Below are 22366 nucleotides of genomic sequence, written 5' to 3' on the forward strand. Positions count from 1 at the left end.
CGAGGCTCCGCTGGCGGGCTTCGAGCTTCGTATGGCCGGACGCCAGAGCACCCACGAACGCATGGCTGGCTTGGGAGCGGCGCTGGGTCAGTTGGCAGGGGGACGCTGAAGGGCCAGGCTCGAGTGTCATCCAGGGTGGCCAGCCAGCCTTTTCTGAACATGCTTGACTTTCTGCTCTACACGGTGCTGGTCTGGCTGGGCCTCAAGCTGCTGGTCTTGCTTCTCAATCTCTGGCGGTTTCCGGTTTTACAACCCGCGAAGGCCGCAAGCAGCCCCTCTACGGCATCGCTCCTGGTTCCTGCTCGCAACGAGGCCCACAATCTAATGGAGACCCTGCCGGGGTTTTTGCTCCAGGGGGTGCAGGAGATTCTGATTCTAGATGATCAGTCCAGCGATGCAACCGCAGCGGTAGTAGAACAGTTCAGCCGCCGGGATGCCAGGGTGCGATTGATTTCTGGCCTGCCCAAACCCGAGGGCTGGATGGGGAAGCCCTGGGCCTGCCATCAACTGGCCCAGGCGGCCCAGGGTGAGGTACTGCTCTTTACCGATGCCGACGTGCGCTGGGCTCAGCGGGGGGTGCAGGCGGTACTGGCCCAGATGGAGCAAGAGAACGCCGGGCTGGTTTCGATTTATCCGCGCCAGATTACCCTGAGCCTGCCTGAGCGGATACTGCTCCCCCTCATTGACGACGTGCTGCTGTGTTACCTGCCCCATCCCTTGATCTCTACCCCATTTCCCTCGGCAACAGCGGCCAACGGGCAGGTGATGGCCTTCACCCGCCAGGCCTACAGGGCCTCCGGCGGACACGCTGCGGTGCGGGGAGAGGTGCTCGAGGATGTCCGGCTGGCGCAGAAAACCAAGGCCGTGGGGCAGCGCATGACCGTGGCTTTGGGTGGGGCTTTGGTTGCAGTTCGCATGTACCGCAGCTTTGAAGAAATAGTCGAAGGGCTGGGCAAAAACCTCATCGAATTCCATGGGCGCAACCGGGCTGCTCTGATCCTGTCGTATCTGGGCCACCTGCTGGCCTACACCCTATGCTGGCTTTTGCCTTTGTCTAACCCGATCTGGCTGTTGGTGGGAGGAATGGGGTTGCTGGAGCGGCTGTTGCTCAACCTAAAGACCGGGCGCGACGGGTGGGAAGTGGTGCTGGTTCCGCTGGCGCCCCTCTTTGCCACCCCTATCTACTGGCGGTCAGGGCAAAAAAAATATACCTGGAAAGGGCGAGAATATAGCCGATGAGAGCCATTGTAGTGGGGGCGGGCTTTGCCGGGCTGGCTGCAGCCTTGCGCCTGCGCAGGGCCGGACTGGAAGTAACGGTAATTGAACAGTTCGACGAACCTGGGGGCAAAGCAATCGGATGGAGGGGTGTGCCTACTGGCCCCACCGTCCTGACCATGCCCGAAATTCCACGTATGATTGTGGGTGCATTTGGCTCGAGCCTGCCAGCACTCGAGCCCGTTTCACCGCTCACCCGCTATACCTGGCCCGATGGACGGGTCTTTGCTCCCGAACTGGATATAAAGGCCACCGTGGCCCAGCTTACTGCCCAGGAAGCCCATGACTACCGGCGTCTGTTAACCGAAGCCAGGGCGATTTTTGAAGGGGCCAGAGATACCTTCATTTTTGGCCCACCGCCCCAGACCATTAACCTGATGCAGTACGGTTTGCGCAACGGCCTGAAGGCGCACCCGCTCAAGTCGCTGAAAGCGCTGGTGCAGTCCGGCCCCTACCTCACCCCCTTTTTTTTGCGCTTTGCCACCTACCTTGGAGCCAATCCCTATAAGGCTCCAGCAGTACTGCATAACATCGCCTGGGTGGAGTTGGGTCTGGGCGTCTTCCACCTGGCGGGCGGGATGCGGGCGCTGGCTGACCACCTGCACGGGCTGGCCCAGGCACAAGGCGTCCAGTTTTTGTTCGGGCAGAAGGTTATGAAAATGCAGTTGCTGCCCAGTCGTATTGGGGCTTTGCAAACCGATGGGGGCTGGCACAGTGCTGATCTGTATATTTCTGCGACGGATCGGCACTTTACCTTGCAGTGGTTGGGCCTACCGATTCCCCGCTATAGGCTGGGGGTGGCTGGTTTCGCGGTGCTGATGGAGCTTTCCGAGCCAGTGCCTCGGGGACACCACATCTATTTCTCGCAGGACTACGCAGCGGAATGGCGCGAAATTGCGTCTGGACGCTGTTCCCAGGATCCCACTTTGTATCTACACACCGATGGCGATGCAGCGTTTATGCTGGTGAATGCGCCGAGTTTGCCGGAGGCAGCGGTTAAGAATCCAGAGCTCAGGGTTAAGGATCAAGAGTACGCACAGTATCTGTTGAGTAAGTTGCGACAAATTCACCCCCTCCCAATTGCGGAATGGAGAGCGGTGAGCCCACAGGATTACTGCTACACGGCCTACTGCGGTGCGTTGTATGGAAAGGCTCCGCATGGGCTGGCGGGAGCTCTCCGCCCCGGCTGGGGCGTAGCGGGTATTCGGAATTTTGCCCAGGTAGGTGGAACCGTTTACCCTGGCGGGGGGGTTCCATTGTCCATGCTTTCGGGATGGAACGGGGCTGGGTGGTTGATGGGTAGAGTCTCTGGTCAGCCTGGAAGGAGTGGGTTGGAAAACGGGTCGCCCTGATTCCACTACCCACCCTGCCAAGGGTGCTACCAGAGCCTCGAGGCTATCCCTGGGGCACGGGTGTTCGCTGTAGATGACTCCGGCTAGGCCGGTGTTCAGGCGGTCAAAAAGGGAGAACTGCGATATAGATGAGGGTTCACTGCCTCAAAAACGTTCCCAATCCTCCCTGGTGATTTCCATCGGCACAAATTCGACCCTGGGCGCAAGGCCAAAATTGAAACGAAGGGTGCTGGAAGGAGGGTTTGCCACATGATGGAAGCCAGATTTCTCAAAGGCCCGTTGGGCGCGAAGGTTGTGTTTGTAAGTGCGCAGTTTAACCTTTTGTAGTCGCAGGGTGTAGAAAGCATATTCCAGCACTGCTTTTACAGCATCCGTGCCGTAGCCTTGTCCCCAGCGGTTTTTGGCCCCAATCAGAATGCCCAGCGTAGCTTCGGTGCGGGTTAGTTCGTAGAGTTCCACAGTGCCGAGCCACTCGCCTTTTTCGTCCAGAATCCCGAACCCCATCCGGTCGCCCCGGCTGACCTCACCCATGACCACCCGCTTGAAGAGCCACAGGGGCATTTTGAGCGGGCGGCTTCCATTCCACTCGGCCACTTCAGGATCTCGGAAACACTCATAGAACCGCCGCCACTCGGTCTCGGTGAGGGTTTCGGTAAAGGGTTTGAGGGTTACTTTTCCGTGGCGAGGCCAGGTGTTGCTGAGCGTCACCCTTTCAGCATACGCCAAGCCTAGAAGGCGGGTGATTAGGAGTACAGAGCTGCATTAGCCCTGGGCGAGCCTGGGGTTCATGCAGGGCAGTCTGGGGCCAGTTCACGGTCAAATTCGGATTATCTGCGGAGTCTACCTGAGCGCAACCTGGCGATGTCGTCGGGCAGACTGGCAGGCTCCTGGCACAACAGGTCTGCGCCGTGAGATTGAAGTTCCTCGAGGCTGCCATAGCCCCATAGCACCCCCACCGAACGCATCCGATGGGCTTTGGCCCCCAGAATGTCAAAGGCGCGGTCGCCAATCATTACGGCCTCGGTGGGGGTAAGCCGATGGTCGTGCAGGATGCGCCCAATGAGCGAGGCCTTGGACTCGGACAGATTCTGGGCATGCACCCCGTAGATTGCCGTGAAGTAGGGGGCCAGCCCGAAGTGTTCCATCATCTCCTGGGCGAAGGAGTTTCGTTTAGAAGTTGCCACCATCAGACGGTAGGTAGCGGAGAGGGTCTGTACCGCCGGGTGAATGCCTTCGTACAGGCTGGCCTCGAGCTTGCCCTTCTGGTCGTAGCACTGGCGATAGATTTCGACAGCCGCATCCACCCGTTCCTCACCCAGAAGCTTGCGGAAGCTGTCTTGCAGGGGCGGGCCGATGAACTCACGCAAATTCAGTTCCTCGGGAATGCTCACCCCCAGGTGGCGGAAGGTATGACGGTAACAGCCCAGGATGCCGGGTTCGGTTTCCAAAAGCGTCCCGTCCAGATCGAAAAGCAGGGTAGTGACTGGCACAGCGTTATTGTACGGGCTTGTCCAGCTGGGAAATCAGTTTCCTGGGTGCCACGCAGCGGTAGGCGTCGCGGATAATCTCGGTCAGTGCCTCGAGGCTGAGACCGCGATCGAGGCAGACTCCCAGCCAGCCCCGGTGTCCCACATAGGGAGGTACGAAAAAGGTGGTAGGGCGGGCCTGGGTGAACGCTTGTTGAGCCCCGAACGGTGCCGCGCACCAGATGGCCAGCCGCCCGTCCTGGTGGTGGTTATCCATGTACATCAGGAAGCACTTTTTCCCCTGCACGAAAAAGGCGGGCGCTCCGTGGCTCAGCCGCTCGCTGGTCTCGGGCCAGGCCAGGCACAACTGGCGGATTTGCTGGAGCGTTGTGTCCCTCATACCCCAAGTATGCCAGAGCTTTGTTGACCGCAATCAATCAAAGATTTTGCCAGGATTGAGCAGATTCTCGGGGTCGAAGAGGCGTTTGATCTGCCGCATCCAGTCCAGGGCAGGGCCGTGCTCTTTGGCGAGGTATTTTTTCTTCCGCAGCCCAACGCCGTGTTCGCCGGTACAGGTGCCCCCCAGGGCCAGGGTGTGCTCTACCAATCGTTCCGAAAACACCTCGGCCCTGGGGTCGCCCGGTTCACAGACCACCAGGGTGTGGAAATTGCCGTCGCCTACATGGCCCAGGATGTTGCCCTTCAAGCCCATTTCACGCAGCAAATAACTGGAATACTGCACCAGGTCGGGCATTTTGGAGACGGGCACGGCGGTGTCGGTGGAGAGATACTCTTTGCCAGGAAACAGGTTAACCAGGGCCCAGTAGGCCTGATGCCGGGCCTCCCACTGGGCAGTACGCTCTTCCTGGGTGCGGGCAGGGTCTATGCGGATGGCTCCGGCTGCCTGTATCAGCTCAATCGCCAGGCTGGACTCGGCTTCCAGGGCCTGGTGGGTAGAGGAGTGGAACTCCACAAACAGGGCGGGCTTTTCGGGATAGCTACGGCCCAGATAGTGGTTGATGGCCTGGATGCCTACCCCGTCAACGAGCTCGAGCCGGGCCACGGGAAGCCCGCTGGCCATTACCGCATAGGCGGCCTGGGCGGTCTGGGTCAGGTTGTCAAAAAAGACCCGCAGGGTGTGGATATGCTCGGGGAGGGGATGCAGTTTAAGGGTGAGGCGGGTAATGAGGCCCAGGGTGCCTTCGGAACCGATAAACAAATCCTTGAGGTTGTAGCCAGCACTGGTCTTGCGTACCCCTCGGCCCAATTCCAGCACCTCGCCATTCGCCAGCACCACCTGCAAAGCCAGAACACTCTGCCGCATGCCCCCGTAACGCACGGTGGTAGTGCCCGAGGCGTTGGTTGCGGCCATACCGCCTAGCGAGGCATCCGCACCGGGGTCTACGGGGAAGAACAGGCCGGTACCCTTGAGGGCTTCGTTCAGGCTTTTGCGCGTCAGACCAGGTTCCACCACGGCCATGAAATCTTCGGGGTGAATTTGTACTACCCGATTCAGGCCTGAAACGTCCAGCGAGATGGCTGGCCCCTGGGGGACTACATGCCCCTCGAGGCTGGTTCCGGCCCCAAACGGAATGACCGGGATATGGTGTTTCCGTGTCCAGGCCAGGGCGGTTTGAATATCGGAAAGGTTCTCCGCGTAGACCACCGCCATCGGCGGGTGGTGTATGGGATAGCTTTCGTCTTTGCCGTGGGCCTCTAGATCGGTGGGGGCAGTGCTGACCTTCTGGGGCAGGATCTTTTTCAGGCTTTCCACCATGGCACTAGCCTACCCGAATGGAACCTGGAGGCGGCGTGTCTTGCAGCCCTCGAGGTTGGTGATATTTGGCCCATGAATGGCCCCTGAGCGTTAAGTAAAATTCGCTGGTGACAAATGCGCTGAACGACGGTGCATAAGCTGCTACCCTGACACTCAGCGAGGAGTCCCTTGACCGATATCCACAAAACCACTATGTGCGAAAACCTGCAACCACTACTCCGAGAAGCCTGGAACAAGCTTGAACAGCAACCTTTAGAAGCTGCCCTGCCCGCCCGTCGTTTGGAACATCTTGCGCGGCGCTCGGGCGATAACCGGGTCTGGGCCCAGAGCCTTTTTATCTGGGGTGTGTCCAGCCTGTACGCCGGGGATGCCCACGAGTCCATTGCGTTGTTCTCGAGGGCGCTGGCGGTTTATCGCTTTCTGGGCGACGAGCAGGGACAGTGGTCTTGCCTGAAAGCCATTGCCCTGGCCTGGGGCAATTCCGGCGATGCAGCCCAGGCTCTCGAGACCCATTCCCACGCCAATGCCTTCCTGCGCCAGGCCGAGTTCTCGGCCAAGGCCGGCTGGCTGCACTGGTTTTGTACCAGTGGATAATCCCTGGGCATGCCCTTCACCTGACACTTTTTGCCTGCGAGTGTCAAATCTAATATCGCAGTATCATTTGTCTGGTACGGGTTATCTGCTCTTGACGCTGGCCCGGGTTTGTTGCAGTCTGAATTATGGCGAGCCCTGTAAAGCGCGAAGTATGGCAAGACGTGGAAGTGAGCCTCGAGCTATCACTCGAGTTTGACCCCGAAGAGTTTTTACGGCGTCATCCGGGCCTGGCACTGGTGCTGGCGGAGTTGTTGGTGGGGCCTCCCCGGCGCTGGCGCGACCCTGCCGAGTTGTGGCCCTACGCAGGCTGCAAAAGCCTCGAGGCCAGGTTACCGCGTTTACGTTTTAGCCCCCTGGAAACCCGCCCACTGGGGCAGGCGCTGGACAAACTGTTTACAGCCATCGAGTTCAGCATTGTTGGGCACAAAGTGCTTGCCGTTCCGCCCCCCGCCAGAACCACCCAGCTATCGGAGGGCTGGCGGGCTCAGAGCGGGGTGTGGCTATGCCACCAACCGCTGGGGTGAGTCGTATTTTTCCGATTGCAGGCTAAGAGCCTGGCAGCTTGTTACGGCGTTGCACTATTTGTGCAAAAATGCTCTAATCTGTAAAGGCGTAGCTCAATACGACGCCTTTTATGCCGCAACGAATTCTGTTGGTCTACACAAAAGCAGGTGGCGGGCACCTTGCTCTGGCACAAAACCTGCACAAATTGCTAACCGAACTCGAGCCCGACTCGGAAATTCGCCTGTTCAATTTTTTCGATGTGGGGCCGCGCTGGATTGGCCAGGCCATCCAGGATGGCTACAACTTCGCGGTCAACAAGCAGCGCTGGCTTTATACCGTATTTGAGGCTTTCTACCAGACCCGACCGGCCATCAACACCTTTGCCCGGGTGCTGGGCATGCGGATGGCCCCGGCCATCAACGAATACTTAGAGGAGTTCCGCCCCGACAAGATTATCTACTGCTATCCGGTCAACCATGCTTTTCGGCGGCTGCCCTATGTACGCAAACACAAGCCCAAGACCCTCACGGTGGTAAGCGATATTTTCAGTCCACACCTGTACTGGTTTATTGATACCAGAGACCAGTATGTGGTGGCCAGCCCCGAAGCCTATAGCATCGCCCGCCGCTGCCGGGTTCCTCCCGAAAACCTGCACTACTTTCAGACCCTGATTGACCCCAAGTTCGACAAACCCCTCGACCCCGGTGAAGTGGCCCGCTTGCGCGAGGAGTGGGGCCTGACCCACCCCTACACCGTGCTGGTGACGGGTGGGGGCGCGGGCCTGAAAATAAGCCTTAACCTGGTGCGCGAACTGGTTAAGATGCAGGACATCAACGTGGTAGTGGTCTGCGGCTACAACCAGAAGCTGTACCGACAGCTCGAGGCTTTCAAGCAAAAAAACCGGATTTCAAACCTGGTCTTGTTTGGTTTCACCAAACAGATGTATGAACTGATCAATGTTTCCAGTGTGGTGGTTTCCAAAGCCGGCCCGGCTACCATTGCCGAGGTGCTCTCCCAACACAAAAACCTGATCGTCTGCGACTATGTTTGGCCCCAGGAGTACGGGAACGTCGAACTAATCCGCCACGAAAAACTGGGGCATTATATTCGCCATCCGCGCAAAAGTGCCGAAAAAATCAAGGAACTCAAGACCCATCCCTACGATCGCAAGACCCTCAACCTGCAGAACGATATTGTGCGCCTGGTCAAGTACATTCTTAGTCTTTAGAGACTGAACCCAGAATCTTTTCGATCTTGTCCAGTATCTCCTGGGGCAGATCCACGCCCGCAGCGCCCAGGCTTTCTTGTAGTTGCTCGGGTTGGGTGGCCCCGGTAATCGCACTGCTTACACCTTTCTGTCGCAAGACCCAGGCCAGGGCGAGCTGGGTGCGGCTCAGACCCAGCTCGCTGGCGACCCGCTTCAAGGCTTTGACTTTCTTGGCATTTTCCTGCGTCAACATGCGACTGCCAAACTGCGGATAGCGTTCAAAGCGGCTATCTTTGGGTATGCCTCGGTCGTAGCGACCGGTCAGCATGCCCATCGCCAGCGGGCTCCAGACCACCGTACCCAGCCCAGCCCGCTCGGTTTCCGGCAGGATCTCCTTCTCGACGCGCTCCCGGTAGAGCATCGAGTACTGCGGCTGCTCGACCGCAGGAGGGTTCAGTCCACTGGCTCTGGCGAAGTGGACGGCCTCCAGTATCCGTACAGCCGGCCACTCCGAAGTCCCCCAGTACAACACCATGCCCCGGTCTACCAGACTGCTCATGCTGGTAACGACTTCTTCCATCGGTACTTCGGGATCGTAGCGGTGGCAGAAGTAAAGGTCGAGGTAATCGGTTCCCATCCGCTTCAGGCTTCGGTCAATGCTCTGGAGGATATGTTTGCGTGAGAGCCCGTGCCCGTTGGCATCGTTGCTGGTGGGCCAGAAGACCTTGCTCGACAGCACCAGCTCGTGACGGGGAAACTGATCCAGGAGTGCTTTGCTCATCAGCTCCTCGGCCAGCCCTTTGGCGTAGACATCGGCGTTGTCGAAGAAGTTAATCCCGCCCTCGTAGGCGATGCGGGTGATGTTTTTGATTCGCTCGAGGTCGTTAACGGCGTCGCCATAGGTGACCCAGGCCCCCAGCGAAACCTCCGAGACTTTCAGGCCCCACTGGCCCAACTTGCGGTAGCGCATAAAAACCTCCATGGGCACGCAGGCCCATAACTCCCGTAAAAAGCCAGGCTCTGGATGATCCAGGCCTGTTGCGTCTTTGCCGCTGGCTCACAGCTCGTGATGCGGGGTTTCTTTCGGACTGATCTCTATCACGGCAGCCGGGGCCTGGAAGCCAGTGGTCTTGTGGGTGCTATCGCAGAAGGGCTTGTTGGCCGAATGCCCACAGCGGCACAGCGAGACCCTGGGTTTTTCGATTACGACTTCCTGGTCACCCTGCCGGTACACATACCTGCCACCCGTCTCGATGCCGATAGAGCCATTTTCTCTAAATTCAATTCTCATTCCCCAAGTCTACTGGTGAAACCACCGATTCAATATGGGTATGCGCAAAGGATCCGACTTTCCTGTACTGAATCAAGCCGTCCCACAATAGTAGCCTGGCCTCCCTTGCGGAACGGGTATCAGGGCGATTTACAAAGCAATCAGGGATGCAAATCCAGATGAAAACCGCCCAAATACCTGCTTATGAGGAATGGTTTTATACTGGGCGGAAGCAGGGAGGAGCTATGCGCTTGTTGCGTCTTTTGGGACGGTTGCTGCTGGTGCTGGTGGGGCTGGTACTGGTGGCGGGGGTCGGCGGCTGGTTCTGGTTGCGGGGGGCCACCCTCCCGCAGCATTCGGGTCGGCTGGCCCTGCCGGGTTTGTCGGCCCCGGTTGAGATGAAGCGCACGGCAGAAGGAGTGCTCCATATCCAAGCTCAGACCGATACCGACGCTTTTTTTGCCCTGGGTGTGGCCCATGCCCAGGATCGGCTCTGGCAGATGGAGTTCCAGCGCCGGGTAGGGGCCGGACGTCTGAGCGAAGTAATTGGTAAAGCTACGCTGGATCAAGACCGTTTTCTTCGCACCTGGGGCTTCTACCGTGCTGCCGAGCAGTCCTATGCTGGATTGGAACCCTATGCCAGGGCCGCCGTAGATGCATACCTTGCGGGTATCAACGCCTACCTTGCCACCAACCCGGCCTTGCCGATCGAGTTTCGCCTGCTGGGCTTTAGGCCCGAGCCCTGGAAGCCTGCCGACGTGCTGGTCTGGGCCAAGATGATGTCTTACGACCTCTCGGGCAACTGGCGGGGGGAGTTGCAGCGCTTGCAGTGGGCCGCCAGGGGCATGAGCCCTGAGCGGATGTCCCAACTCAAACCGCCCTATCCATCCGATGCCCCAACCGTTTTGCAGGCCGAGGATATCCGCCAGCCCCAGCCTCCGAAACCCGATGGTGAGTCGGCCAGGGGTTTGCTGTCCCTGGCTTCCCAGATGCCCCAGAGCCTGCACCTGCCGGGGGAGACCATGGCTCGAGCTTCCAACAACTGGGTGATCGGGGGAAGCCGCACCGCCAGCGGCAAGCCTCTGTTGGCGAACGACCCGCACCTGGGGCTGGGAGCGCCCTCCATCTGGTATCTGGTGCATATGGAAGCCCCCACCTACAGGGCCATCGGTGCTAGTTTTCCAGGGCTTCCAGCGGTGGTCATTGGCCGCAATGAACGCATCGGCTGGGGGGTCACAACCGTAGGAGCCGATGTGCAAGACCTCTACCTCATGGAAGAGGTGGCAGGCGGCTATCTGTACCGAGGCCAGCTCGAGCCCTGGCGCACCCGTACCGAGGTCATCAAAGTTAAGGGAGAACCCGATGTGACCCTGAGGGTACGGGAAAGCCGCTATGGGCCCGTCATCAACGATGTGGTGAGCAACCCTGGTGCGCGGCCTCTATCGTTGCGCTGGACCAGCCTGGACTCCACCGACCGGACGATCGAAGCCTTCCTGGGCATCGGAAGGGCGCAAAACTGGGAGCAGTTCAAAGCAGCGCTAACCCTGTACGCAGCGCCAAGCCAGAATTTTATCTATGCAGATGTGGACGGCAACACTGGTTATATCGCTCCAGCCCGCTTTCCCATCCGCAGGCCGGGCCACTCGGGCCTGATGCCGGTGCCGGGCGATGGTAACTGGGACTGGCAGGGCTACCTGCCGCCAGATCAGTGGCCCCAGGTCTACAACCCCCAAGAAGGCTTTATCGTCACCGCCAACAACAAAGTCACCTCGCCCAACTTCCCGCATACCATTTCACTCGAGTGGGAAGAGCCTTACCGTGCCCAGCGTATCCGCGAGTTGATCCTGGCTAAAGACCAGTTGTCTGTCGAAGACATGGTTGCAATGCAGCAGGACATTACCAGCCTGTTGTTTCGTGAGTTCAAGCCAGTGCTCGAGGTACTCAATCCACTCTCGGAAAACGCCCGCCAGTGGAAGACCCGCTTGCTGGCCTGGGATGGGGTAATGCGGGCGGAGCAGGTGGAGCCTTCGGTGTTTCAGGCCTGGTACACCGAGATGACCCGCCTGCCCAGCAAGGAAGTAGGGCAGGAATTCTGGGAACAGCCCCGCTACTTGCTGACGGCCATGCGCCAGGGCGACCCGGCCTGCCGGACTGCCGAGACCCAGACCTGTCTGGATTTTGCTGCGCTGGCACTGGATAGGGCGCTGGATCGCTTTAACGCCAGCCCTCCACGCTGGGGCGACATTCATAAAGCCACCTTTCCCCATGCCATCCTGACCAACGTCTTCCCACTCAACCGGATCGCGGATCGGGCCGTGCCCCACGGCGGCGACCGGTACACCCTCAACCGGGCTTCCTACAACCCCAGCACCTTCCGCATGACCGTGGGCAGTAGCTACCGCCACATCCTGGATTTTTCCGACCTGGAGAACTCCCGCTTTATTCATCCACTGGGTCAGTCTGGTTCGCCACTCTCCAGCGACTACGACAGCCTCTTGCAGAAATGGGCCAGTGGCCGGTATCTGCCCATGCGGATGGAGGAGACTGGCTTCCGAACGCGGCAAACCCTCGAGCCGCGACCGTAAAAACCAGGTACTTCTGGAGTTCGGCCCGCACGCGACTTCTGTGCTTGTGACCATACCGACTGGCAGGTTGGCCCGGCAGGTTTGACCCCTGCAGGATGGTTCCGCTTAGACCTCATCCAGGTTGCCCAGAAAGCGGGATGCGCGGTGGGGTGCTACTTGACAAGTGCCGGAGAGTGACTTATAACTTTCATAGCAATCGCAATTTATGTGAAAACTTTTTCCATCGGTGTATGCCTACCCCCAAGCCCCCACCCCAGCTCGAAATCCCCGCCCTGAAGCGGATTCAGGCCATTCGGGCCGACGTCGGTGAAAGCTCTTCGCGGCTGATTGACTACATCGTGTGCAATCCGAAAACGGTGCTCAGCCAGTCCATCACCGAGCTGGCCGAGGCGGCGGCCTCGAGCGAGCCCACGGCGGTGCGCCTGTTCCGGCGGGCCGGTTTTCGCAGTTTCCAGGACTTTAAGATTCGCCTTGCGCAGAGCCTGGTTCCCGGCGTGAGCAGCCTCAACCCCGAGATTGCTCCGAGCGACACCGCTTTGCAGGTACTGGAAAAGGTGTTTGCGACTTCGCAAATTACCCTGAAAGAGACCCTCGCGCACATGGACGAGGAGGTACTCGAGCAGGCCGTACAGAGGCTGCTGAGCGCCCGAAAAATCGAGGTGGTGGGCTGTGGGGTCAGTGGCATTGTAGCCCTCGATACCGCGCACAAGTTCAGCCGACTGGGCCTGCTGGCCAGGAGCCATCACGACCCCCACTTCGCAGCGCAGGTGTGCGCTCTGACCGATCCCGACGATCTGGTGCTGGCGATTTCCCACACCGGCTCCACCCGCGACGTGCTGGATGCGGTGGAGCAGGCCAAAGACAACGGTGCCACCGTGATCGCCCTCACCGGACTCAGGCGCTCTCCGCTCACACAACTCGCCGACCTGACCCTGCGCACCTCGAGCCCCGAGTCGAGCTACCGCAGCGAGGCGATCGCTTCTCGAATTGCTCAACTGTGCATGGTGGACGCTTTATGTGTAACCCTGCACTTGAGGCTCGAGCCCCACTCGAGCGAGCGGCTGCGTAAAACCCGCGAAGCCCTCAAGGACAAACGCCTGTAAGGAGGAAGCGATGAAACGCAAGTTGGTTTTAGGCATAGCAGCCCTGATGGTGGGCAGTCTGGGTCTGGCCCAGAACTTTAACTGGGAGCAAGCCAGGGGAAGCCAGATTCGAGTGCTGCTCAACCAGCACCCCTGGACCACCGCCATCACCCCATTTTTGCCGGAGTTCGAGCGGCTCAGTGGGGTAAAAGTGGTGGTAGAAACCTTCCCCGAAGCGCAGTTTCGCAACAAGGTACTGGTGGAGCTGGCCTCCGGCACCGGCGCGCTGGATGCTTTTATGCTGACCCCCAACCAGGAGGGCAACCTTTACCTCCGGTCGGGCTGGCTCGAGCCGCTCTCCAGCTACGTTGGCAACCCGGCCCTCACCGCACCTGGGTTTGACCAGGCCGACTTCTTCCCCGCTTCCATCCGGGCCGCCAGCATCGGGGGTAGTCTGGTGGGTTTGCCTATTCAGCAAGAGACCACCATGCTCTTTTACCGCAAAGACCTGTTCCAGAAATACAACATCCCCGTACCCAGAACCTTTGCCGAGCTGGAAGCTGCCGCCAAAGCCCTGCACAACAAGGACGGGGTTGCAGGCATCGGGCTGCGCGGGCGTGGCGCAGCGGCTACCAGCCAGCTGGCTCCCTATCTGTTTGGGCACGGCGGCGACTGGCTCTCCGCCAACCGCCGCAGCCGCTTCTTTGATGCCGAGTGGGTCAACGCCCTGACCTTCTACTCGGGCCTGTTGCGCAACTACGGCCCCGCCGGTTCGACCACCATGAGCTGGCCCGAAATCACCAGCCTGTTTGCCCAGGGCAAGCTGGCCATGTTCACCGACGGCTCGCTTTTCAAGAGCATCCTCGACGACCCCAGAACCTCGACCGTTGCTGACAAAGTGGGCTACGCGGCCTTCCCGGCAGGCCCTACCGGCAGGCGCACCCCGGTAGCCATCACCTGGGCGCTTTCGATGTCCAAAGCATCCAAAAACAAGGTTGCCACCTGGCTGTTCATGCAGTGGGCCACCAACAAACAAAACCAGCTGCGGGTGCTGCTGGCCGACGTACCGGCTTCGCGCAGGAGTGCCTGGAACAGCGCGGAGTACAAGGCCAGGGACAAGACCCCCGAGTGGAGTGCGATTAACTTAGAGCAGCTCGAGTACGCCAACCCGGTCTGGAACCCGCCGGTGGTCGCGGTGGGCGAGGTGCGTGACATTCTGGGCCGCGCCATCGTTACCGCCATCAACGGTGGCAACGTGCGCGATGCTCTGACCCGTGCTGCGACCCAGACCAATACCGTCCTTGACAGAGAGCGCTAGGCCCCAACTCTCCCTGCCCAGCCGCGTGGTTGGGCAGGGACTCCGAACCCTATGACCCAGACCTCTTCTCAGGCCAGGCCCGAACGCCGCTCGAGGTTTATAGACAAAAACCTGTGGTGGCTGATGCCAGGGCCAGCGGTGTTGCTGCTGTTTGTGCTGACCATCCTGCCGCTGATTTTTAATCTCGTTCTCTCCACCCAGGATCGCTTCGTCTCCGCCGCGCAACCCTCGAGCTTTGTGGGCCTGGGCAACTACCTCGATATCCTGAAGGACGAACGCTTCTGGAATTCGGTCTGGCAGATGACCAAGTTTACCCTGATCGCGGTACCCGCCCAACTGGTGCTGGGGCTGCTGATCGCGCTGTTGCTCAACCGCCAGGTGCCTGCCCAGGGCCTGGTGCGGGCCCTGATTTTGCTGCCCATGATTTCTACGCCGGTGGCCATCGCCCTGATCTGGGCCTTGATGTTTAACCCCCAGCTGGGGGTGCTGAACTACTTTTTGGAAACCCTGGGTCTGGAGCGCTCACTCTGGGTGGCCGACGAACGCCTGGCGATTCCAGCGCTGGCCCTGGTAGACATCTGGCAGTGGACACCGCTGGTGGCCATCATCCTGCTGGCGGGTTTGCAAACCATGCCCGAAGAACCCTTCGAGGCCGCCCGCATTGACGGGGCTTCGCCGTGGCAGTTGTTCTGGCGTATTACCTGGCCCTTGTTGCAGCCCACCCTGTTCGCTGCGCTCACCCTGCGCATGATTGATGCGCTCAAGACCTTTGACATCATCGAGGTGATCACCCAGGGCGGCCCTGGCATTGCCTCCGAAACCCTCAACGTTTATGCCTTCCGCGCCGGCTTTGAGTTCTTCCGGGTGGGCTATGCGGCCTCCCTGCTGACCATGTTGTTGTTGCTGGTCACCGCCATCGCGGTGGGGGTCAACCTGCTGAGGAGGACGCGATGACCTTCTTGCGCACCAGAGCCGGGCGCGACCGCCTGAACAACTGGGTGCTTAACACCCTGCTGCTGCTGGTGCTGGTGGTGCTGCTGTTTCCCTTCGTGTGGATGATTCTGACCAGCCTGCGCGATCAGGTGCAAAACACCTCGGCAATCCCGGTCTGGTGGTTCTGGCCCACCCTGCAAAACTACCGCGATGTGATCGTGGGCAACAACTTTTTGTTTTTCACCTTCAACTCTCTGGTGATTGCGGCAGCCGCGACGGGGCTGGGCCTCCTCTTTGGTTTGCCCGCCGCCTACGCGATTGCGCGGTTTAAGCTGCGCGGCCTGGCGGCCTGGATTCTGGTCTCGCGCATCATCCCCTACATCACCTTTTTGCTGCCGTGGTTTTTGGTCTTTAGCAGCCTCAGACTCATTGACACCTATCTGGCCTTGATCGTGACCCACCTGATCATCACGTTGCCGATGATTATCTGGGTAATGATCGCATTTTTTGAAGACATCCCCATAGACCTCGAGGAAGCCGCGATGGTGGACGGCATGACCCGCTTCGGCACCTTTTTGCGCATCGTGATTCCGCTGGTGATGCCGGGGGTGGTGACGGCCTCGATTCTGGCCTTTATCTACTCGTGGAACCAGTTTCTGTTCTCCCTGATTCTGGCTGGCCCCAACACCAAAACCGTGCCGGTGGCGGTGTTTAATTTCATCTCCTACGGCTCGATTAACTTTGGCGGCATTGCTGCTGCGGCGGTGCTGATCACGCTGCCGGTGGTGATCCTTTCGCTGATCGTGCAGCGCCACATTGTGCGCGGCCTGACCAGCGGCGGGGTAAAGGGATGAGCACGGAAACGGGGGTGCTGGCCCTGGACATCGGCTCGAGCCGTGCCGGCCATTTTTCCGAACCAGCACCTCCCCAGCAACCCCTTATGAAAGAGGCCCCATGTTAGCCCTTCGCAAGCTCGAGCTTGGCACACCCCTGCTGGCCCTCGAGGACATCCCCCCGCCGCAGGCTGGCCCGGCCGAAGTCCTGATCGAGGTGGCCTATGCCGGCATTTGCGGAACCGACCTGCACATCCAGCTCGACGAGCTCCCCTCCGAGCCCCCCGTCACCCTCGGCCACGAGATCGCCGGTCGAATTGCCGCTTTGGGCGAGGGCGTGGAAGGCTGGCAGATCGGCGAACCGGCCACCAGCGAGACCTATTTCTACACCTGCCAGCGCTGCATGTACTGTCGTGACGGTGCGCCCAATTTGTGCCCACGGCGGCGCTCGATTGGCTCGCGCGAGAACGGCGGTTTTGCCCGCTTCCTGCGCGTACCCGCCCGCAACCTGCACCGCCTGCCACCGCAGTTGAGTTTGCAGGCTGCCACCTTTACCGAACCGCTGGCCTGCGTGGTGCACGCTTTGCTGGAACAAACCAGCCTGGCCCTGGGCGAGTACTGCATCGTGAGCGGCCCTGGCCCCATTGGCCTGCTGTGCGCGCAGGTGGCGCGGGCCTCGGGTTGCAAGGTCACGGTGCTGGGAACCGCTGCCGATGTCAAGCGCCTGGCGGTGGCTGGCGCCCTGGGTTTTGCCACCCACAGCGTGGATGAACCCAGCCTCGAGGAAACGTTGCTGCAACAGACCGCTGGCCGGGGGGCCGACGCGGTTATCGAGTGTGCCGGGGCCGAAGCCAGCGCCGCACTGGCGCTAAAACTGGTGCGCCCTCGAGGCAAATACATTCAGGTCGGGCTGTTTGGGCGTAGCATCGCCTGGAACGCCGATCTGGCCTGCCTCAAAGAGCTCCACATTACGGGCTCCAATGCCACCGTACCCAGCGCCTGGCCCAAAGCCATCGCGCTGCTGGCCTCGGGCGCCGTGCAGACCGAACCGCTGGTGTCGGAGGTGGTTCCGCTTTCCGAGTGGGAACGGGCCTTTGCCCGGCTACGGCAAAAAGACGCCCTCAAAATTTTGCTGCAACCCGAATAGCACACCGCAAATCAGGCAAAGACACCCTGCGCAAGGGTTCGGTTCGGAATTGGGCACGCCCCACACGATGGGTGTTACCGTCCCTGTTGGCAGCCGAACTTGCTTGCCAGACGAATAGGAGAGCGCATGAATGTTGGTTTTGTTGGACTTGGAAAGATGGGTGGCAACATGGCCCGCCGCTTGCTGCGGGCTGGCTTTAAGGTAGCAGGCTACGACCCCAACCCCAGCGCTTCCCAAACCCTGGCTGCCGGGGGCTTGCGGGCGGTGGCCTCGCTGGAATTCCTGGTGTACGGACTCCCCGTCCCTCGCACGGTCTGGCTAATGGTGCCTGCGGGCGAAATCACCGAGAAGACCATCGCCCATCTAGCCAACCTCCTCTCTGCCGCCGACTTAATCGTGGATGGGGGCAACGCTCACTACAAGGACTCCCAGCGCCGCGCCCTGCTGCTCGCCGAGCGGGGCATCGGGTTTGCTGATATAGGGGTTTCGGGCGGGGTGTGGGGCTTCGACAACGGTTATGGGCTGATGATGGGCGCCAGGCCAGAAGCGGCCCAGCAGCTTACGCCCATCCTGCAGGCCCTGGCCCCCACCCCCGGTACTGGCTGGGTGCATGCGGGGCCGGTGGGGGCCGGACACTTCGCCAAGATGGTGCACAACGGCATTGAGTACGGCATGATGCAGGCTTTGGCCGAGGGTTTGAACCTGCTGCGCAAAAAGAAGGAGTTTGGCTTTGACCTGGCCGGCCTCGCTGAAGCCTGGCGGCATGGCACCGTTATTCGCAGCTGGCTATTAGACCTTACGGCGGAATACCTGACTACCGACCAGAACCTCGAGGGCATTGCGCCGGTGGTAGCGGACTCCGGTGAGGGACGCTGGATGGTGGGGGAAGCGGTTGAACTGGGCGTGCCCATTCCGGTCATCACCCAGGCGCTGTACGCCCGTTTCGAGAGCCAGGATCAGGAGGCCTACGACCATCGTCTGCTGGCAGTGATGCGGAAGATGTTCGGTGGGCACTCGGTTACGGCAGCCGAGTAGTTACGAACCTGCCTTCCGCCACCCCATTTTGCGTCGCAAGGCATCCAAGGGCCCTCCCTCGTATATTGCGACGAAAACCAGAAAGCTGGCTACCCTGCCCGCCTCGAGGGGTTATGAGCATCCTGGCAACATTCGCAATAACAAGGCGAATACCGGATTCAAAAAGATGATCCTCCAACCCGGAGACCCAAAGGCATCTATTTGAATCCTGGAGCACCCCCCACCCGGACGGTCGGCGAAAAAAGCGTCTCCCTTCGGTCGGGTTCCGAATCGGGTATAAGGCGGTTCAGTTGGTCACCCGAGATCGGCCCGAATTGCCACAAATTCAGTCATTCTACTTGACAATACTACACTCAAGTTTCATACTAAACAAATATGAATCTGGAACGCTGGACCGAACAAGCCCGTCAGGCCAATGCCCAGACGCTGGCCCGGTAGACCTCGAGGCCATGCCAAGAAGGCTTCCAGAGGCTCGAGGCGTTGATAACAATACATTATGTATGTACAATGGAACGTGCGCTTGGAGTGGGATGAAGCAAAACGTCTTACGAACTTAGCGAAGCACGGCCTGGACTTTGTGGACGCCGAGAAGGTGTTTGAGGGCGAGACGGTGGAGGTCGAGGACACCCGCGAAGACTACGGCGAGGATCGCTTTCTGACGTTCGGGCTGCTGGGCGACGAGGTGGTGGTGATCGCAAACGTCTTGAGAGGCGATGCAATCCGGATCATCTCGATGCGAAAGGGGCTGAAGCATGAACAAGAGTTCTACTTTGAAAGCATCTGGCACTGACTGGAAGCGGTTGAAAGACATGAAGGACGAGGACATTGACACCTCGGACATCCCCCCCGTCACGCCTGAGATGTTCGCTCGAGCAATTGTCAAGAAGGGGGGCGTGTTTGTTCGGCGGGTGAAGCAGCCCGTGACTCTGCGCGTCGAGGCGGACGTGCTCGAGTGGTTCAAGGCACGCGGCAAGGGCTACCAGACCGAGATGAACGCGGTACTCGAGGCCTACGTGAAAGCCCACAAGGAGGCCGAGAAGTAGGGCTCGAGGGCATTGGGCTTAAGCCTTGACCGCGCCTTTCTGTTCAGCCACAACTGAAGCTATAATTTCCCCTTCTGCTCTAGACATAATAGCTCATATTTCGCACACATTCAAGCTCATTCTACTTGACATTATCAGGCTCAAGTTTCATACTAAACAAATATGAATCTGGAACGCTGGACCGAACAAGCCCGTCAGGCCATTGCCCAGACCCAGACGCTGGCCAGGGAGAACTCGAATCAGCAGATGGACGTGGGGCACCTGGCTTCGGTGCTGTTCCGCGACGCCTCGGCTTTGCCCGCGCAACTCCTCTCGCGGGCGGGGCAGAGTCTGCAAGCGGTGCAGCAGGCTGCCAGCCGCGACCTGGGGAGTTATCCCAGGGTCTCGGGGGCAGAAGGGGGGCAGTACCTCTCGAGCAAGCTCAATAATATCCTCGAGCGCGCCGAGAAACTGGCCGCCGAGTTTAAAGATAAATTTGTGGCGATAGACACCCTCACCGTGGCGCTGGCCGAGACCGGCTACGGCGGGCTGAACGCAAACGCCATCAAGTCGGCGGTGCTGGAATTGCGAGGGGGGAAGAAAGTGGACAGCGAACACGCGGAGGGCACCTATCAGGCTTTAGAGCAGTACGGCATAGACCTTACCCGGCTGGCCGAGGAGGGCAGGCTCGACCCGGTGATCGGGCGCGATGAGGAGATTCGCCGGGCCATCCAGATTCTGTTGCGCCGTACCAAGAACAACCCGGTGCTGATTGGCGAGCCTGGGGTGGGCAAGACCGCCATTGCCGAGGGGCTGGCCCAGCGCATCGTTAAGGGTGACGTGCCCGAGGGGCTCAAGGGCAAGCGGATCGTGAGCCTTCAGATGGGCTCGCTGCTGGCGGGGGCCAAGTACCGGGGCGAGTTCGAGGAGCGGCTCAAGGCGGTGATGCAGGAGACCATCCAGAGCGCGGGCCAGATAATTTTGTTCATTGACGAGCTGCATACCGTGGTGGGGGCAGGCAAAGCCGAGGGCGCGGTGGACGCAGGCAACATGCTCAAGCCCGCGCTGGCACGGGGCGAGCTGCACATGATTGGCGCGACCACCCTGGACGAGTACCGCCAGATCGAGAAGGACGCGGCCCTCGAGCGCCGTTTCCAACCAGTGTTTGTAGATGAGCCGAGCCTCGAGGACACCGTCTCGATTCTGCGCGGCATTAAGGAGAAGTACGAGGTGCACCACGGGGTGCGTATCTCCGACCCCGCCCTGATTGCCGCCGCCCAGCTCTCGCACCGCTACATCGCCGACCGGCAACTGCCCGACAAGGCCATTGACCTCGTGGACGAGGCCGCGGCCCGGCTGCGGATGGCCCTCGAGTCCTCCCCCGAGACCATTGACACCCTGAACCGTAAGAAGCTCCAGCTCGAGATCGAGCGCGAGGCCCTCAAGAAAGAAACCGACGCCGAGTCGAGGTTCCGGCTGGGGGATCTGGAAAAAGAAATTGCCGAGTTAACCGAGCAGATCGGCGTCCAGAAAGCCGAGTGGGAGGCCGAGCGCGAGGTGATGCAGAGGCTCCGGGCGGCCCAGCACAAGCTCGACGAGACCCGCACCCAGATCGAGCAGGCCGAGCGGGCCTACGACCTGAACAAAGCGGCTGAACTGCGCTACGGGCAGTTGCCCCGGCTCGAGCAGGAGGTCAACGAACTCTCCGACCGGATGGTGAGCGCAAAGTTTGTCCGCCCCATGGTGGCCGAAGAAGACATCGCGGGCATCGTCTCGCGCTGGACCGGCATTCCCGTGTCCAAGCTAGTGGAGGGCGAGCGGGAGAAGCTACTCCGCCTGGAGGATGAACTTCACGCTCGAGTGATTGGGCAGGACGAGGCCATCGTGGCAGTCGCGGACGCGATTCGCCGCGCCAGGGCGGGCCTCAAAGACCCCAGCCGGCCCATCGGCTCCTTCCTCTTCCTGGGGCCGACCGGCGTCGGCAAGACCGAGCTGGCCAAGACCCTGGCGGCCAGCCTCTTCGACAGCGAAGAGAATATGGTGCGCATTGACATGTCGGAGTACCAGGAGAAGCACACCGTGGCCCGACTCATTGGCGCACCTCCGGGCTATGTGGGCTACGAGGAAGGCGGTCAGCTGACTGAGGCGGTGCGCCGCCGCCCCTACGCGGTGATCCTTTTCGACGAGATCGAAAAAGCCCACCCCGACGTCTTCAACACCCTGCTGCAGGTGCTGGACGATGGCCGCCTGACCGACGGCCAGGGCCGCACGGTGGACTTCCGCAACGCCGCCATCATCCTCACCTCCAACATCGGCTCGCAGCTCATCTTCGAGGGCATCCAGGCCGGCCAGAGCTACGAGACCATTCGGGATCGGGTGTTCGGCATCCTGCAACAGAATTTCCGACCGGAGTTTTTGAACCGGCTCGACGAGATGGTGGTCTTCCGCCCACTGGCCCGCGAGCAGATCGCGGCGATTGTGGAGATTCAGCTCGGCGCGGTGCGCAGGCGGCTGGCCGAGCGGAGGATTGTGCTCGAGATGTCCCCCGAGGCCCTGCAGTTTATTGCCGAACGCGGTTACGACCCGGTGTACGGGGCCCGGCCCCTCAAGCGGGTGATTCAAAAGGAGGTCGAGACCCCTCTATCCCGCAAGATACTGGCTGGCGAGGTTGCCGAGGGTGCCACCGTCTACGCCACCCCTGGCCCGCTGGGCCTGGAATTCGAGACGCGCAAGGCCGCGGTAGCGTAAGGGGCTGAAAGCGGAAGGCTACACAAAGATTTCGCTTTCGGCTTTCAGCCTTAGGCTTTCGGCAATTACCGAAGGGAGTCCCCATGAACAACATCGCCACCTGCACCCATTGCGGCACCAAGAACCGGCTGGGCAGACCGCCAGCAGGTCAGGTGCCGGTCTGTGGGGCCTGCAAAAAGCCCCTGCCCTGGCTGGTCAACGCCAGCGAGGGACTGACC

Annotated in this window: 21 protein-coding genes and 1 pseudogene; 16 read left to right on the forward strand and 6 right to left on the reverse strand. The window is 60.3% G+C overall.

Translation table 11 applies throughout. From position 1 onward, the window contains the following. Positions 1-159 precede the first annotated feature (159 nt). Positions 160-1239 carry a glycosyltransferase gene (locus tag Q0288_RS07715; RefSeq protein WP_299429317.1) on the forward strand — a complete coding sequence of 360 codons (1080 nt, stop codon included), beginning with the start codon at positions 160-162 and terminating at the stop codon, positions 1237-1239. Further along, positions 1236-2627: an FAD-dependent oxidoreductase gene (locus Q0288_RS07720; protein WP_299429318.1), complete on the forward strand. Its 1392-nt coding sequence runs from the start codon at positions 1236-1238 to the stop codon at positions 2625-2627. Before Q0288_RS07715 ends, Q0288_RS07720 begins: the two co-directional genes overlap by 4 nt. A 144-nt stretch (positions 2628-2771) precedes the next feature. Here the strand turns inward: Q0288_RS07720 and Q0288_RS07725 are convergent, their stop codons facing one another. The 4 genes from Q0288_RS07725 to Q0288_RS07740 all read right to left on the reverse strand — a co-directional run bounded on the left by Q0288_RS07725 (position 2772) and on the right by Q0288_RS07740 (position 5870). Beyond that, complete coding sequence (locus tag Q0288_RS07725) at positions 2772-3335, reverse strand: GNAT family N-acetyltransferase (protein WP_299429319.1); 564 nt, start codon at positions 3333-3335, stop codon at positions 2772-2774. Positions 3336-3454: 119 nt separating this feature from the next. Further along, entirely contained in the window at positions 3455-4117 is a 663-nt protein-coding gene (locus tag Q0288_RS07730) for an HAD hydrolase-like protein (RefSeq protein ID WP_299429320.1), read from the reverse strand. 4 nt (positions 4118-4121) lie between these two features. Further along, positions 4122-4493 carry an MmcQ/YjbR family DNA-binding protein gene (locus tag Q0288_RS07735; RefSeq protein WP_299429321.1) on the reverse strand — a complete coding sequence of 124 codons (372 nt, stop codon included), beginning with the start codon at positions 4491-4493 and terminating at the stop codon, positions 4122-4124. A gap of 33 nt (positions 4494-4526) precedes the next feature. Then, positions 4527-5870: an FAD-binding oxidoreductase gene (locus Q0288_RS07740; RefSeq protein WP_299429322.1), complete on the reverse strand. Its 1344-nt coding sequence runs from the start codon at positions 5868-5870 to the stop codon at positions 4527-4529. A 192-nt stretch (positions 5871-6062) separates the two neighbouring features. On the opposite strand from Q0288_RS07740, the gene Q0288_RS07745 reads away from it, so the two are divergent. From Q0288_RS07745 to Q0288_RS07755, 3 genes are all read left to right on the forward strand, one after another. Continuing rightward, positions 6063-6464, forward strand: a complete 402-nt coding sequence (locus tag Q0288_RS07745; protein WP_299429323.1) for a hypothetical protein — start codon at positions 6063-6065, stop codon at positions 6462-6464. A gap of 125 nt (positions 6465-6589) precedes the next feature. Next, positions 6590-6988 carry a hypothetical protein gene (locus tag Q0288_RS07750; RefSeq protein WP_299429324.1) on the forward strand — a complete coding sequence of 133 codons (399 nt, stop codon included), beginning with the start codon at positions 6590-6592 and terminating at the stop codon, positions 6986-6988. A 110-nt stretch (positions 6989-7098) separates the two neighbouring features. Then, positions 7099-8196, forward strand: coding sequence for a glycosyltransferase (locus Q0288_RS07755; protein ID WP_299429325.1), 1098 nt, complete (start codon positions 7099-7101; stop codon positions 8194-8196). Here the strand turns inward: Q0288_RS07755 and Q0288_RS07760 are convergent. Both Q0288_RS07760 and Q0288_RS07765 read right to left on the reverse strand, forming a co-directional pair. After that, positions 8186-9145 carry an aldo/keto reductase gene (locus Q0288_RS07760; protein ID WP_299429326.1) on the reverse strand — a complete coding sequence of 320 codons (960 nt, stop codon included), beginning with the start codon at positions 9143-9145 and terminating at the stop codon, positions 8186-8188. The two genes, Q0288_RS07755 and Q0288_RS07760, sit on opposite strands and share 11 nt — an antisense overlap. An 87-nt stretch (positions 9146-9232) precedes the next feature. Next, entirely contained in the window at positions 9233-9466 is a 234-nt protein-coding gene (locus Q0288_RS07765; protein WP_299429327.1) for a CDGSH iron-sulfur domain-containing protein, read from the reverse strand. Between the two features lie 224 nt (positions 9467-9690). Here Q0288_RS07765 and Q0288_RS07770 point away from each other — a divergent pair, with 224 nt between their 5' ends. From Q0288_RS07770 to Q0288_RS07820, 11 genes and pseudogenes are all read left to right on the forward strand, one after another. Continuing rightward, positions 9691-12030: a penicillin acylase family protein gene (locus Q0288_RS07770; RefSeq protein WP_299429328.1), complete on the forward strand. Its 2340-nt coding sequence runs from the start codon at positions 9691-9693 to the stop codon at positions 12028-12030. A gap of 230 nt (positions 12031-12260) precedes the next feature. Continuing rightward, complete coding sequence (locus tag Q0288_RS07775) at positions 12261-13133, forward strand: MurR/RpiR family transcriptional regulator (RefSeq protein ID WP_299429329.1); 873 nt, start codon at positions 12261-12263, stop codon at positions 13131-13133. 10 nt (positions 13134-13143) lie between these two features. Beyond that, positions 13144-14430 (forward strand): sugar ABC transporter substrate-binding protein, encoded by a 1287-nt coding sequence (locus Q0288_RS07780; RefSeq protein ID WP_299429330.1) that lies wholly within the window; start codon positions 13144-13146, stop codon positions 14428-14430. Positions 14431-14481: 51 nt separating this feature from the next. Beyond that, positions 14482-15384 carry a carbohydrate ABC transporter permease gene (locus Q0288_RS07785; RefSeq protein WP_299429331.1) on the forward strand — a complete coding sequence of 301 codons (903 nt, stop codon included), beginning with the start codon at positions 14482-14484 and terminating at the stop codon, positions 15382-15384. After that, complete coding sequence (locus tag Q0288_RS07790; RefSeq protein ID WP_299429332.1) at positions 15381-16217, forward strand: carbohydrate ABC transporter permease; 837 nt, start codon at positions 15381-15383, stop codon at positions 16215-16217. Before Q0288_RS07785 ends, Q0288_RS07790 begins: the two co-directional genes overlap by 4 nt. A 100-nt stretch (positions 16218-16317) precedes the next feature. Further along, the gene (locus Q0288_RS07795; RefSeq protein ID WP_299429333.1) at positions 16318-17343 is read left to right on the forward strand and encodes an alcohol dehydrogenase catalytic domain-containing protein; all 1026 of its coding nucleotides are present in this window, start codon (positions 16318-16320) and stop codon (positions 17341-17343) included. 126 nt (positions 17344-17469) lie between these two features. Continuing rightward, positions 17470-18378: a phosphogluconate dehydrogenase (NAD(+)-dependent, decarboxylating) gene (gene gnd, locus Q0288_RS07800; protein ID WP_299429334.1), complete on the forward strand. Its 909-nt coding sequence runs from the start codon at positions 17470-17472 to the stop codon at positions 18376-18378. Positions 18379-18874: 496 nt separating this feature from the next. Beyond that, entirely contained in the window at positions 18875-19168 is a 294-nt protein-coding gene (locus Q0288_RS07805; protein ID WP_299429335.1) for a BrnT family toxin, read from the forward strand. Between the two features lie 19 nt (positions 19169-19187). Beyond that, the gene (locus Q0288_RS07810; protein WP_299429336.1) at positions 19188-19421 is read left to right on the forward strand and encodes a BrnA antitoxin family protein; all 234 of its coding nucleotides are present in this window, start codon (positions 19188-19190) and stop codon (positions 19419-19421) included. 162 nt (positions 19422-19583) lie between these two features. Then, entirely contained in the window at positions 19584-22148 is a 2565-nt protein-coding gene (gene clpB / locus Q0288_RS07815) for an ATP-dependent chaperone ClpB (RefSeq protein WP_299429337.1), read from the forward strand. An 83-nt stretch (positions 22149-22231) separates the two neighbouring features. Continuing rightward, positions 22232-22366, forward strand: a pseudogene (locus Q0288_RS07820) (thiol reductase thioredoxin); the annotation flags it as partial.

The organism is uncultured Meiothermus sp. (genome assembly GCF_937863175.1).
Taxonomy (GTDB): domain Bacteria; phylum Deinococcota; class Deinococci; order Deinococcales; family Thermaceae; genus Meiothermus.

Bases quoted from the DNA above. Each gene is read 5' to 3' on its own strand.
- Q0288_RS07715 (WP_299429317.1), top strand. From the start codon at position 160: ATGCTTGACTTTCTGCTCTACACGGTGCTGGTCTGGCTGGGCCTCAAG.
- Q0288_RS07720 (WP_299429318.1), top strand. From the start codon at position 1,236: ATGAGAGCCATTGTAGTGGGGGCGGGCTTTGCCGGGCTGGCTGCAGCC.
- Q0288_RS07735 (WP_299429321.1), bottom strand. From the start codon at position 4,493: ATGAGGGACACAACGCTCCAGCAAATCCGCCAGTTGTGCCTGGCCTGG.
- Q0288_RS07740 (WP_299429322.1), bottom strand. From the start codon at position 5,870: ATGGTGGAAAGCCTGAAAAAGATCCTGCCCCAGAAGGTCAGCACTGCC.
- Q0288_RS07745 (WP_299429323.1), top strand. From the start codon at position 6,063: ATGTGCGAAAACCTGCAACCACTACTCCGAGAAGCCTGGAACAAGCTT.
- Q0288_RS07750 (WP_299429324.1), top strand. From the start codon at position 6,590: ATGGCGAGCCCTGTAAAGCGCGAAGTATGGCAAGACGTGGAAGTGAGC.
- Q0288_RS07755 (WP_299429325.1), top strand. From the start codon at position 7,099: ATGCCGCAACGAATTCTGTTGGTCTACACAAAAGCAGGTGGCGGGCAC.
- Q0288_RS07760 (WP_299429326.1), bottom strand. From the start codon at position 9,145: ATGCGCTACCGCAAGTTGGGCCAGTGGGGCCTGAAAGTCTCGGAGGTT.
- Q0288_RS07765 (WP_299429327.1), bottom strand. From the start codon at position 9,466: ATGAGAATTGAATTTAGAGAAAATGGCTCTATCGGCATCGAGACGGGT.
- Q0288_RS07770 (WP_299429328.1), top strand. From the start codon at position 9,691: ATGCGCTTGTTGCGTCTTTTGGGACGGTTGCTGCTGGTGCTGGTGGGG.
- Q0288_RS07775 (WP_299429329.1), top strand. From the start codon at position 12,261: ATGCCTACCCCCAAGCCCCCACCCCAGCTCGAAATCCCCGCCCTGAAG.
- Q0288_RS07780 (WP_299429330.1), top strand. From the start codon at position 13,144: ATGAAACGCAAGTTGGTTTTAGGCATAGCAGCCCTGATGGTGGGCAGT.
- Q0288_RS07785 (WP_299429331.1), top strand. From the start codon at position 14,482: ATGACCCAGACCTCTTCTCAGGCCAGGCCCGAACGCCGCTCGAGGTTT.
- Q0288_RS07790 (WP_299429332.1), top strand. From the start codon at position 15,381: ATGACCTTCTTGCGCACCAGAGCCGGGCGCGACCGCCTGAACAACTGG.
- Q0288_RS07795 (WP_299429333.1), top strand. From the start codon at position 16,318: ATGTTAGCCCTTCGCAAGCTCGAGCTTGGCACACCCCTGCTGGCCCTC.
- gnd (WP_299429334.1), top strand. From the start codon at position 17,470: ATGAATGTTGGTTTTGTTGGACTTGGAAAGATGGGTGGCAACATGGCC.
- Q0288_RS07805 (WP_299429335.1), top strand. From the start codon at position 18,875: ATGTATGTACAATGGAACGTGCGCTTGGAGTGGGATGAAGCAAAACGT.
- Q0288_RS07810 (WP_299429336.1), top strand. From the start codon at position 19,188: ATGAAGGACGAGGACATTGACACCTCGGACATCCCCCCCGTCACGCCT.
- clpB (WP_299429337.1), top strand. From the start codon at position 19,584: ATGAATCTGGAACGCTGGACCGAACAAGCCCGTCAGGCCATTGCCCAG.